Source organism: Enterococcus sp. UD-01, from assembly GCF_044909655.1.
Taxonomy (GTDB): Bacteria; Bacillota; Bacilli; order Lactobacillales; family Enterococcaceae; genus Enterococcus_L.
Map to the genome: position 1 here is coordinate 80,806 of NZ_JBIYEU010000001.1, position 12,902 is coordinate 93,707.

At 38.5% G+C, this 12,902-nt stretch carries 11 protein-coding genes; 9 read left to right on the plus strand and 2 right to left on the minus strand.

From position 1 onward, the window contains the following. The first annotated feature begins 60 nt into the window (after positions 1-60). The 6 genes from ABH902_RS00460 (at position 61) to ABH902_RS00485 (ending at position 5,146) form a co-directional block, all read left to right on the plus strand. Positions 61-1,125: a serine hydrolase domain-containing protein gene (locus ABH902_RS00460; RefSeq protein ID WP_404588561.1), complete on the plus strand. Its 1,065-nt coding sequence runs from the start codon at positions 61-63 to the stop codon at positions 1,123-1,125. A 76-nt stretch (positions 1,126-1,201) separates the two neighbouring features. Further along, complete coding sequence (gene lysA / locus ABH902_RS00465; RefSeq protein ID WP_404588562.1) at positions 1,202-2,500, plus strand: diaminopimelate decarboxylase; 1,299 nt, start codon at positions 1,202-1,204, stop codon at positions 2,498-2,500. 125 nt (positions 2,501-2,625) lie between these two features. Then, complete coding sequence (locus tag ABH902_RS00470; protein ID WP_404588563.1) at positions 2,626-3,594, plus strand: alpha/beta hydrolase; 969 nt, start codon at positions 2,626-2,628, stop codon at positions 3,592-3,594. A 14-nt stretch (positions 3,595-3,608) separates the two neighbouring features. Then, entirely contained in the window at positions 3,609-3,977 is a 369-nt protein-coding gene (locus tag ABH902_RS00475; RefSeq protein WP_404588564.1) for an EamA family transporter, read from the plus strand. Beyond that, the gene (locus tag ABH902_RS00480; protein WP_404588565.1) at positions 3,974-4,321 is read left to right on the plus strand and encodes an EamA family transporter; all 348 of its coding nucleotides are present in this window, start codon (positions 3,974-3,976) and stop codon (positions 4,319-4,321) included. Before ABH902_RS00475 ends, ABH902_RS00480 begins: the two co-directional genes overlap by 4 nt. A gap of 390 nt (positions 4,322-4,711) precedes the next feature. Further along, positions 4,712-5,146 carry a hypothetical protein gene (locus ABH902_RS00485; protein WP_404588566.1) on the plus strand — a complete coding sequence of 145 codons (435 nt, stop codon included), beginning with the start codon at positions 4,712-4,714 and terminating at the stop codon, positions 5,144-5,146. A gap of 69 nt (positions 5,147-5,215) precedes the next feature. Here ABH902_RS00485 and ABH902_RS00490 read toward each other — a convergent pair whose 3' ends face one another. Next, complete coding sequence (locus tag ABH902_RS00490; RefSeq protein WP_404588567.1) at positions 5,216-5,557, minus strand: metal-sulfur cluster assembly factor; 342 nt, start codon at positions 5,555-5,557, stop codon at positions 5,216-5,218. Between the two features lie 439 nt (positions 5,558-5,996). Between ABH902_RS00490 and ABH902_RS00495 the strand changes: the two genes are divergently transcribed. Continuing rightward, positions 5,997-9,482 (plus strand): hypothetical protein, encoded by a 3,486-nt coding sequence (locus ABH902_RS00495; RefSeq protein WP_404588568.1) that lies wholly within the window; start codon positions 5,997-5,999, stop codon positions 9,480-9,482. Positions 9,483-9,575: 93 nt separating this feature from the next. Here ABH902_RS00495 and ABH902_RS00500 read toward each other — a convergent pair whose 3' ends face one another. Beyond that, positions 9,576-10,142, minus strand: coding sequence for a helix-turn-helix domain-containing protein (locus ABH902_RS00500; protein ID WP_404588569.1), 567 nt, complete (start codon positions 10,140-10,142; stop codon positions 9,576-9,578). Between the two features lie 295 nt (positions 10,143-10,437). On the opposite strand from ABH902_RS00500, the gene ABH902_RS00505 reads away from it, so the two are divergent. Together ABH902_RS00505 and ABH902_RS00510 are read left to right on the plus strand one after the other, a co-directional pair. Continuing rightward, positions 10,438-11,502, plus strand: a complete 1,065-nt coding sequence (locus tag ABH902_RS00505) for a dipeptide epimerase (RefSeq protein WP_404588570.1) — start codon at positions 10,438-10,440, stop codon at positions 11,500-11,502. Positions 11,503-11,518: 16 nt separating this feature from the next. After that, a complete protein-coding gene (locus ABH902_RS00510) occupies positions 11,519-12,892 on the plus strand; it encodes a transglutaminase-like domain-containing protein (RefSeq protein WP_404588571.1) in 1,374 nt (457 codons plus the stop codon). Positions 12,893-12,902 lie beyond the last annotated feature (10 nt).

The window sequence follows — 12,902 nt, forward strand, 5'->3', positions numbered from 1 at the left end:
TTTGCTACACGTACATAAATGCTATAATTCAGAAAGAGTGAAAAAAGGAAGTGAGCTTGTTTGAAAAGGAATCAGTGGTTCTTGGTACTCTTAATTCTTCTATTTGGTGTAATAGGATTCATAGTAAAAACTGACTGCGGATTTAGTAAACAGCCGTTTGCTTCAAAACAAATGTCGGAAAAAACGGCAATGTCCAGTCAGATTAATTCGCTAATAGAAAAGGCTCATTTTAAAGGAAATATTCTAATAGTCGCTCATGGCCAACCGGTTTATGAACAAAGCTATGGCTATGCGAATGCACAAAAGAAAATAGCCAATAACGCAACAACCATGTTTCCTATTGCTTCTTTACAAAAGATCATGACAGGCGCTCTTATCGTCAAACTAATGGAGCAGGGAAAACTGTCAATGACCACTACCTTAGCTGAATTTTATCCCGAAATAACGAACAGCCAATCGATCACAATTCAAGAATTATTGAACCATACTAGCGGCATCACCATGGCAGAATTGGCACCTGCTGTGCGATTGGACGATCAGCAGAGTCAGCTGGATTATGTGCTTACTCAGTTAGCTGTTACACCGAACAAAGCCTTTTTGTATACGAATGCAAATTATTCTTTATTAGCAGGGATTATTTCTCAACTCTATAAACGTCCTTATGAACAGGTTTTACAGGAGCAGCTGATTGACAAGCTAGACTTAAAGCAGACATACTTTTGGGACCAACTGCCTAAGGACGCTGTGATACCGCATTCTTATACTTACGAAAAGCAGGATTATCAGGCAGATTCTAATCCGCCAAGTGAAGAATTATTTTCCAGCTTGATTGGCGCGGGCAATCTGTATATGTCAGTCGCGGATTTCTACGTATTTCTACAAAGCCTGACCGACGGAAGGCTATTTTCGCAAGAGGAGTACCAAAAGCTGATTCAATCACAGGAAGGAGGCTATCGTGCCGGCTTGTTTTACTGGGATCAGATGGAATTCTTTGAAGGAAATCTGGGCGGTTATGATACGGTGGTTTACGGAAGTCAGGATAATCAAACCTTGGTTTTTTTGTTTGCAAATCAGCGTGCAGCAGACATGCAAAAATTGAGTGAAAAAATAATTGGATTGTTATGAAAAGATGAAAAAGTAATAGGAAAATTTTCATTATTATGCTATTATTCTTAATAAAATGATTAAAGTAGGTGAAGTAATGCCATTATTATTCGGAACAGCTGTCTTCAATGAAGAACAACATTTAACTATTGGTGGCTGTGATACCGTTTTGTTAGCGGAAAAATACGGAACGCCTTTGTTTGTGTATGATGTCGCTCATATTCGTGAGCGTGCACGTGGCTTTAAAAGAACCTTAGATTCTTTAGGCGTTAAAAATAAAGTGATTTATGCAAGTAAAGCTTTTTGCTGCTTAGCAATGTACCAGCTTTTGGTTGAAGAAGGACTGGGCTGTGATGTGGTTTCTGCAGGTGAAATTTATACAGCACTTAAAAGCGGCATGCCGCCAGAAAATATTGAATTTCACGGTAACAATAAGACCGAAGCTGAACTGGTTTATGCAGTCGAGCAAGGCGTAGGGACAATTATTATTGATAATTTTTATGAAATTGACTTATTAAGCAAAATTCTTGCCGAAAAAAATCAAACCCAGCGAGTGATGTTTCGCATTTCCCCGGGGATCAATGCGGAAACCCATGACTACATTTTAACTGGTCAGGAAGATTCTAAATTTGGCTTTGATGTGAACAGTGGACAGGCGACTGAGGCACTAGAAAGAATTTTGGCTAATGAGCGCTTGATTTTACAAGGCGTTCATTGTCATATTGGTTCGCAAATTTTTTCAGCAGAGGGCTTTTTAGCAGCTGTTGAGAAAATGCTGCTGATTTTAAATGAATGGAAAGAGCACTACGATTATACCGCTGAGTGCTTAAATATGGGCGGTGGTTTTGGCGTTCAATATACTGAATCTGATGATCCCTTGGCACCGGATGTTTTTGTGAAGGCGATCGTTCATGCTGTTAAGGGGCAATGCGAATTATTGAATTATCCGTTTCCGGAAATTTGGATTGAGCCGGGCCGTAGCATTGTGGCTGAAGCAGGTACAACACTTTATACGGTAGGCTCTCAAAAAACGATTCCCGGCGTCCGTCATTATGTCGCTGTCGATGGCGGGATGGGAGATAATATTCGTCCTGCGTTATATGGCGCGCAATACGATGGTTTTCTAGCAAACAGAAAGAGTGACGAACCCAAAGAACTAGTTACTATCGTTGGCAAATATTGTGAATCAGGCGATGTCTTAATCAAAGATATCAGTCAGCCACCATTACAGGCAGGTGATTTATTTGCTGTGACTAGTACAGGTGCTTACGGCTATTCTATGGCGAATAATTATAACCGCAATTTAAAACCAGCCGTCGTGTTTGTTGAAAATGGGCAGGATCGTTTGGCGATTCGTAGAGAAACGTACGAGGATTTGACTTCTTTAGATATGTAATGGCTAGAAAAGGTCTTAGTAAAAAGCAAAAAGCTTTTTACTAGGACCTTTTCTTGGGCAGCTGGATTAATACTATTTTTTTACATTTAAGGTATACTTAAAGTAAGAACAATGGAGGTGGTTTAGTGAAGTGGCTGATCCTTTTTATTTTAGTGCTTCTGCTGATTCTTGCCGGTATTGCAATTTATGCGGCCAATTTCTTTTTGAATGTGGCACTTTTTAAGGACAATAGCTGGTATGACGAGGCAGGACACAAAATGATGAATCCGGATAATTTTAATAAGGGAACCTCGCAATATGATCTAACTGAGGCAGAACAGAATCGAGTAGGTGCTCGTTTTTGGGAAGCAGACTTTGCAGAGGATTGTTGGCTGGAGACCGATTCTGAAAAATTATACGGACGTTTGTTTATCCCGCATCCTGAAAGTAAAAAATGGGTGATCTGTGTTCATGGCTATCGCTCTTACGGTAAGCGAGATATGGCTTTTGTTGCTTCAAAGTTTGCGGAAAAGGGCTATAATATTCTAGTACCTGATTTGCGTGCTCACGGTAAAAGCAGCGGCAATATTATTGGAATGGGCTGGCTGGATCGTTTGGATTTGCTGCAGTGGCTACAACGAGTACTGGAGCTTGAGCCTCAGGCGGAAATTATTCTATTCGGCGGCTCCATGGGGGCTTCCACTGTGATGATGACCAGTGGTGAAAAGCTGCCGTCAAATGTGAAAGGACTGATTGCAGACTGCGGCTATTCTGCTGTTGATCGAGAATTCGCCGCCATGCTTCGTTCAGCCTTTCGCTTGCCAGCGTTCCCAATTTTAACAATTGCCAATCGCTGGGCTAAAGCCAAAGTTGGTTATTCTTTAAAGGAAGCTTCGGCTATTAAGCAGCTGCAAAAGAATCAGCTGCCGGTTTTATTCATTCACGGCACAGGAGATAAATTCGTGCCCCATCAAATGCTTTATGAAAATATGGAAGCAACAGCTGGCGTAAAGGAAAGCTTGATCGTCGAAAACGCGCCGCATTTATCTTCATTTATTTATGAACCTGAGCATTATTTCGGAACCGTCTTTGAATTTATTCATCGTTATTGTTAGAAAGGGTGGAGACTATGGATGAAAAGAAAAAGCAACAGAAAATTAGTTTGGGTATTGTTTTGATTTTGATTGCTGCTGCCTTAAGTAGTTTTGGGCAGCTTGCTTGGAAATTCGGTGCAGAAGGAACAGGTACTCAAGCAATAATTTTGTATATTGTCGGTTTTTTGGCAGCCGGTGCAGGCATGTTTTTTATGATGGCGGCGTTTCGGTATGGTGAAGTTTCTATTTTACAGCCTATGATGAGCTTGGGCTTTGCCTTGTCGATTCTTTTAGGTGCGTTGTTTTTGAATGAAATGATCACATGGTATAAACTTATAGGTACAGGGTTGATCATCGTCGGATCAATTGTGTTAGGCGTTGAAGGAAATGGGGAGGCGCTATGATTGATTATGCTGCAGTTATAACAATCCTAGTCGTAACGACACTTTCTGGCAGCGCAGGTGCCTTGGCTTTAAAAAAAGGAATGAATGATCTGCCTGAGCTTCGTTTAAAATTGGTGTTAACCAATGGCTGGATTTATTTGGGCTCGTTTCTGTATATTTTAAGTGCAGTCACGAATATCGTGTTGCTAAAATTCTTAGATTATTCCATTGCGTTTCCAATGACTTCCTTAACGTACGTTTGGACAGTGATTATTTCTTATTTTATTTTCAAGGAAAGATTGACCGCGCGTAAACTGATAGCGGTAATTCTGATTATCGCCGGTGTTTTTATTATTAGTCAGTAGAACATTCGTTCAATCAACATGAATTTTACAAATACCAATATATTGGAGGGATTCATATGAACAAGAAACTAAAAGGCTTTGATAAAATCAAATTATTGCAGGCAATGACGACACTTGTAACAGGAATTATCATGCTTAAAGCGGTAATTAAAAATCGCAAACGTTACTAAGAAAAAGTTCAGTAGACTACGTTCATTCGAAAGAATGACACGTGGTCTTTTTTTGTTGGGAGAATATTGAAAGGCCAAGGGTAGCATTCAGCTTTATACTAAAACAAAGCTGAAGAAAGGAGCGAAAATTATGCTGCGTTGGTTGAAAATAGTTAGTGTTGTATTAGGTGTACTGATATTTTTAGCAGGTTGCGTTATTGTCCGGATGTAGGAGGAAAAGATGAAACGATATTGGTGGATAATTATGCTGATAATGGTTGGTTTAAGCGGCTGTAAAATTGAATACAATAGTCCGCAAAGCGCTCGAGATGATAATTATGGCGTGCTGCCGGAAAGCACCGGTAGCACAATGAGTGAAACGACTGCAGAGAATGAAATCTTTTCGGCAGCAGGAAATGGGAATGACGTGTTTACTAACGTAACCCTTAAAAAAGGTGTGGTTGTGCTGACCTATACTTATACTGGACAAGGACACTTTCTTGTTACAGTCGTAACTACAAATGGTGAAACAATAGCAACTCCAGTTGACAAAACCGGCAAAACAGCTGGAAAAGTCCTCGTCACGATTCCAAAGGATGCAGATAACTATCTTTTGCAAATTTCTGCTGAAGACACTTGGCAGATAAAATTATCCAAAGCCGATCCATTTGAATAAAGAATGAAGCAAAAAACCGGCGACAAAAGTGAATTCACTTTTGCCGCCGGTCAGGGTAATTGCGCGAAATTAACGAATGCCTAACGCAATACGCGCATAGCGTGACATTTTATCCGTTGTCCAAGCAGGATACCAGACAAGCTTAACTTCTGGATTTTTAACCTCTGGAATTTCTTTTAAGGCTTCGTGAATCTGATCCGTTAATACATCAGCTAAAGGACAGCCCATTGTTGTTAAAGTCATTTTTATGACAGTATCGCCGTTTTGCGCAAAATCAACTTCGTAAATCAAACCTAAGTTTACAATATCAATCCCTAATTCAGGGTCAATCACTGTTTCTAAAGCAGTTAAAATCTCTTCCTTGATACGTTCGATATCTTCAGCAGACCATTCTTGATTTGTTTCAGTCATAGTATCTACTCCTTTACAGTTCGTTCTTCTCATATCATACCTTTTTTTACAGGCCTTGTAAATGAGAATCTTTAGAGGATTTGATAATGTTTTTACTAGGGAAGCTTTAATGATGCTTGTAAATTTAGAAGCAATTTACTTCAGGAAAACAATAATCAGTAGAGGTTTATCACGTTTGAAAACAGAAATTTAACAAGAGGAAAGGAGCGATTTAGTAATTAATAAATTATAACTATTATAAATAAAAGCGGTCTTTGTATAACTCTGGCTAAGTATGGTTTCAATAAAGTGCTTAATAGAATATTTAGAATAAAAATAACTTAATTATTCAAAAGGAATTTAAATAGTATAAATAGGTAAAAATGAATTTGGTTACCGAGTGTTTAATATTACGTTTTAAACATAAAAAGGAAATAGAAAAATAAAAGGAGATGAAAAAATGAAAAGGATTGGGGAAAGTTTAAGCAACGCGGAAGAAGGGAAACAACCTTCGAATACATCCATTGAGACAGCAGAAAAGTTAACGGTGGATAAGCGATTAAATGAAGTGTCAGCAACTGCTGATACGCTGTTTTATAAATTTACAGCACCAAAAGCAGCCAATTATTATTTTATCGATAATAATGATGCGATTAGCATTGTCGACGAAAAAGAACAAAATTTGGCGAGGATAGAACCAAATACAGAAGCGCCAAGAACATTGGCCAAGGGAGAGACCATTTATTTAAAGGGCAGTGCGACTGCCTTTCAAAAGTTTATGCTGGCTAGCTTCTATCAATTAAAAATCGCAATTGACAATGAAGAACCCTACATTTATGAAGGGACTTCTCAGAAATTGACGATTTATACAACCGCTGGTGAAGCGCCTGCTTTAGCGGATGTGACTCTAACCATTGATGAACAAAAGCTAAAAATTGATGAAAAAGGAAACATCAGCAGGAATAATTATTCCGGGCAAGCAGAGATAAAAGCTGCTTACAAGGAACAGGAAGCACAGCTGATAGTCTATGTTCTGCGTGAAGGAGAGCCAGTTTCCTTTGAAAAGGCGCAAGAGTTAAGCTTAAATCAGCGAATTAGTTCTCAATATGATAATGAATTTCAGAATTATTTTAAATTTACAGCGCCAAAAGCTGGGAAGTATTATCCGGTAGGCGGAGAAAATCAATTGAAGTACACCAAGAAACAAACTGACAAATTAACACTAGTCTCTGAGTTAAAGGATGGATTGACCTTAGCTGCTGGAGAGGAAATATTCTTTAGCGGACAAAGCTTTGATTTTAGCGGATTTATGCTGACGGACACACCGGAAGAAATCACCGTTTCCGGTTATGCGCTTGATACTAAAACACAGCCGCTAGCAAATCAAACCTTCACGCTTAGTTTGGCTAATCAAACGAATGAAAAAATTACTACAGATCAGTCAGGCTATTTCTTCACGCATCTAATCAAAGGAAAAACCTACGAACTGCGTGGAGAACAGCTAATGCTGACACTAACTGCGAAAAATCAAACCGATATAGAAGTAAAAGCGCAAAAAGGTCAGCTAAAGCTTGGACGAACCATTACTGAAGAAAAGGGAAAAGAACAATTAAAAAGTAGTACCATTTATCTTGCAGCAACCGATTTTGAACCAGTGACTGATACAAATGATAAGCTTACCCTACTGAAAAATCTGAATATTCAAGAGGGCGACGTTCTGGTTTTACCAGAATCTGAAGCGTACCCTAAAGGTGCAGCAGTAAAAGTTTTAGCGTTTGAAGACGTTCAAAATAAAACAATTGTACGAATCGAAACACCGAAAATTCACGAAGTCATTGATGTGATTTCCGGTGATACAGAAACACTGGATATAGCCAAAGGGACCTTTATTCCGGCCGAAGGTGTGAATCTAAAAAATACTAGACAAAAAAGAAGTTTAATTAGCTCTTCATTAAGCATTTCTACAGATCTAAAAGATGGGACTGATTTTGAAAGTAAGTTTTCAATCAAATTTACTGGTTCCATTGATATCAAAAAGCTGCACATTAATTATACTGGAATTGGCAAGCCAACAGATATTCAAATTGAAACAAAGCTGAAGGAAGAGTGTGAGGTTTCCATTGCTACTAAAAGCGAGAAATTAAAAATGGAAAAAGAATATCCCTTAGGTAAGATTGCTATTCCCACCAATGTGCCCGGTGTCACTGTTACGATTCCTTTAACGGCAGTCCTGACAGTAGAAGGTAAAGTTGAGCTATCCTTGACACAGAGCTGTTCTTTAGGCTTGGCTATTTCATTTGGAGAAGATACATCCGTCAAGCCTACGAAATCCTTCGATTTAAAACCAGCGAACTTTAACATGGAGGCCAGTGCTAGTGCCGGTATTAAGGCGGATGTCGCTATTGAAGTGCTAACCATGAGCTTGGCTGAGATAGGAGCAGAGGCCGGCAGCGGAATTACGGTTTCTACAGATTTCGGTATCGGAGAAAAGCTAAAACTAAAATTCGATACCTTTATGTATCTCAAAGGAACCTATGAACTACCCGGTATTAGAATGCTGAACAGAGACTGGAGCAGAAAACAGACCATTTTTAATTTGAAGCAGACAATTTATGAAAATGAGAAAGAGATTGATTCTGTGAGTATGTATGGGAATAAGGATTATGTGTTAGGGATGACACAATCGAAAATAAAGGGAAATAATGCAGATATTAACTTATCAGATTATGAGTTTACAAGACTACAGAATGATTTCTATGTAATTGAAAAAACTGAAGAAGGCAACTATCAAAGAAGTAGCTATCTACATTTAATAAGATCAGACAAAACACTTAAATTAGCTTGTGGTGGACGTTATATAAAATTACGTCCAGAATTTGCCAAATATTATGAGGAAGTGAATTATCATCCATGGGCAGGAAAAGACGCCAACTACATCATGCGCTGGGTCAACTACTGGTCAACCAGTGAATTTACACTTGCAAAAAGTTCAAATATTTCCGAAGATGTGTTTTTACTTTCTAGAGGAGATGCAAAAATAGAACATTCATCTGAAAAAGAAGCTGTGTATAATATAATAACAAAAGAAAAAGAAGTAGCACGATATGGAAATAAGGATTATGTGTTAGGGATGACACAATCGAAAATAAAGGGAAATAATGCAGATATTAACTTATCAGATTATGAGTTTACAAGACTACAGAATGATTTCTATGTAATTGAAAAAACTGAAGAAGGCAACTATCAAAGAAGTAGCTATCTACATTTAATAAGATCAGACAAAACACTTAAATTAGCTTGTGGTGGACGTTATATAAAATTACGTCCAGAATTTGCCAAATATTATGAGGAAGTGAATTATCATCCATGGGCAGGAAAAGACGCCAACTACATCATGCGCTGGGTCAACTACTGGTCAACCAGTGAATTTACACTTGCAAAAAGTTCAAATATTTCCGAAGATGTGTTTTTACTTTCTAGAGGAGATGCAAAAATAGAACATTCATCTGAAAAAGAAGCTGTGTATAATATAATAACAAAAGAAAAAGAAGTAGCTCGATATGGAAATAGGGATTATGTGTTAGGGATGACACAGTCGAAAATAAAGGGAAATAATGCAGATATTAACTTATCAGATTATAACTTTACAAGACTACAGAATGATTTCTATGTAATTGAAAAAACTGAAGAAGGCGACTATCAAAGAAGTAGCTATCTACAATTAATAAGAGCAGACAAAACACTCAAATTAGCTTGTGGTGGACGTTATATAAAATTACGTCCAGAATTTGCCAAATATTATGAGGAAGTGAGTTATCACCCATGGGAAGGCAAAGACGCCAACTACATCATGCGTTGGCTCAACTACTGGTCAACCAGTGAATTCTTCTTCATATACAGTACAAACATAACCAAAGATCTCAATCGTTTAAACGGCATATCATAAATTCTCCTTACAACAAGTATCAACCAAACAAAAAAAGCAGTGAAGTCTTGTTAACAAAAACAAGACTGTCCACTGCTTTTTTTCATAAACTTCCTAAAACTGCAAAGTAAAAAGCATCAGCTCATCGTCTGTATTATTAACCACGTTATGTTGCGTAAACGCTTCTAAAAAAATCGCATCGCCTTCATATAAAGTCAAAGTTTCATCCTTTAATTCCACTGTTGCCTGCCCTTTTAATACATAGTTAATTTCACAAAGATTGTGGGCAATTTTTTTACCACTGGATGAGGACTGGGCATCAATATAAATTTTTGAAATAACCATGTTATTCGTATGTACAGGGAGATTAAATAGAGTATCATAATAAGTCGAATTCGTTTGCCAAGGGTTATAGATGGACCCAGATGAATTTCTGATTACTTTATAGCCAAGTGTAGTGGTTTCCTGATCCTGAATGACTTGCGGTGCTTCACTGGCTAATAGTGCGGCAACAGTCACACCTAAGACTTCAGCGATTTTTCTTAATGCTTCTAGTGAAGGGCGATTAGCGCCGCGTTCGATTTGCGAAAGAAAGCTGGCGGAGTAGCCGGTCTTTTCTCCTAATTCAGTCAATGTAATTTTTTTCTCTTTTCGTAATTGCTTAATTTTTTTGAATTCCATGTGCAGCCGTCCTTTTTCTAAAATCCTTTTTCATTCATATTATCTCGAATTCATTACTAAATTACAAGCACTTACATTATGATGAAAAAAATCACATCATTTTCTAATTATTTTATTGACTTTTATATAGCGTATCATTAAAATTGTAACTAATAATTCAAAAAGATATTTTTATTTGAATTAAATATATAAAAAGGTAGGGTTATTCTTACTTATAATAGTTAAATATTGTTTAAGAAATTGCTGTGAAATTCGGTTAAAAATGAGGAAGTATCCATAAGTTAGGAGAATGTAAATGAAAATAACTAAGATTAATGTTGCTCCAAAAACAGTAAAACTAAAGGAACCAATTACAATTGCTTTAGGAACCATTGACTGCTCAGTCAGTGCCGTAGTGGAAATTGAAACCGATGAAGGGCTAGTCGGTTATGGTGAAGGCGCGCCCGGCATTTTAATCACTGGCGAGACGCTGCAGGGCACCACTGAATGTATTCGGTTGTTTGAAAAGCAGTTAATCGGTGTTGATCCGTTAGATTTGGAAAGAATTCACAGCATTATGGATTCCGTTGCGGCCAAAGCCCCTTCGGCTAAGACAGCGATTGATATTGCCTGCTACGATTTACTAGGGAAAAAAGCGCAGCTGCCGTTGTACAAATTACTAGGTGGCTATGATTCAGTCGTTAAAACAGATATGACTATTGGAATTGCCGAACCGACAACCATGGCCGAAAAAGCGCAGCTGGCGGTAGCTCAAGGCTTTGACACGTTAAAAATCAAAGTTGGTACCGGCTTTGCTGCAGATCTGGCCCGCGTAAAAGCGATTCGTGAAGCTGTGGGTAATCAGATTAATCTTCGCTTAGATGCCAATCAGGGCTGGAATCCCAAAGAAGCAGTACGTATGATCCAGCATTTAGAGCCTTACAATATTGAGCTTGTGGAGCAGCCGGTTCCCTATCATAATATCGAAGGCTTAGCCTATGTGACTAGTCAGGTGGCTACGCCAATTATGTCGGATGAAAGCTGCTTTAATTCAAAGGATGCACTGCGTTTAATTAAAACCCATGCAGTTGATTTTGTGAATATTAAGCTGATGAAATGCGGCGGAATTCATGAAGCGTTGAAAATCAACAGTATTTGTGAAGCGGCTGGTGTGGAGTGCATGATCGGCTGTATGGTGGAGGAAACGAATATCGGGGTTAGCGCTGCAGCTCATTTAGCCGCGGCTTGTAAAAATATTACGCGAGCGGATTTAGATGCAACGTTTGGTTTAAGTGAAGTGGCGATTCCGGGTGGAGTACCTTTAGAAGCGGTGAGTCACATCGAACTTTCCAATCAAGCCGGATTAGGATTAAGTAAATAAGAAAGGAAGATGCCGGATGTATTATGACTTAAGCTATTTGAGCGTTCCTTTGCCGGAGGATGTCATAAAATTAAAAAATTATGGAGATTTTGATGGAGCTGCACAGTTCATCAAGCATTTATTGACACAGTCAGTACCAGAGGCTTTGAAAAAGCGCTTGGAAATGGAGCTGGATATTTTACGGATGGTAGGAATTAATGAATATCCATTTAACGAAGAAGAAGCCGAAAAGATGATGCAAGAAGCATTTAAAGACTATCAAAAAGGCGAATTAACCAGCTTGAAAGAAAAAGGTCAGGTAGACTGGTTATACGTGAATGGCCGAGTGCATTTTCAGCGACGCTTTTTAATGAATCTGATAAAAACGCAGGCAGAGTATGAAGCACGTTTATTGGTGAAAGAAGACAATCAAGTAGACCAATTGAGAAAACAAGAATTAACGCACAATGTTCAGCTGATGAAAAAACAAGGCTTCAGAAAAGTTAAAATCTATTTAAAAACCAGCATTAGAGTGAAAAAAGAATATGAACGTCCGGGTGAAAAGGTTCGTGTGTATTTGCCGATTCCCAAAGAATGCAAGCAGCTTTCATCCATTGAAATTTTAAGCACTTCTCCTGAAGCGACGTTCATTGCGCCTGAAAATGCAGAGCAGCGCACGGTATATTTCGAAACAATTTTAGAAGAAGATCAGGTTTTTTCAGTGGAATACAGCTATGTTAATCAAGTAGATTATGTCGAGCTTGATCCAGATAAGGCGGCAGAGGTTCAGCCAAAATTTGATCTTGAAGAGCAGCTGCCTCACATTCGTTTTACGCCATATTTAGAACATTTACTGACCGAAATTTTGGCAGGCGAAACGAATCCAATAAAAAAAGCACGTAAGATTTATGATTTTATCACTACAAAGGTCAGTTATTCCTTTATGCGGGAATACTTCACTGTTGAAAACATTTCGGAATATGCGGCAGTAAACTTAAAAGGTGACTGTGGCGTGCAAGCCATTTTGTTTATTACCTTATGTCGCATGGCAAAAATTCCGGCAAAATGGCAATCCGGCTTGTATGTTTCCCAGTATTATACTGGCTGTCATGATTGGGCTCAATTTTATGTAGCGCCATATGGGTGGGTCTTTGCTGATTTATCCTTTGGCGGAGGGGCTAAACGAACGGGTGATGAAGCGCGGTGGAATTATTACTTCGGTAATCTGGATGTCTTCAGAATGCCGGCGAACAGTGTCATCCAAAAAGATTTTAACCCGCCGAAACAGCAGCTGCGAGCAGATCCAATTGACAATCAGCGCGGCGAATTTGAGTATGAAAACCAAGGACTTCCTTATGCTTATTTAGACGTAAATCAAGTATTTATTTCGATGGAAGAACTCGGTGAATAAATAAAAAAGA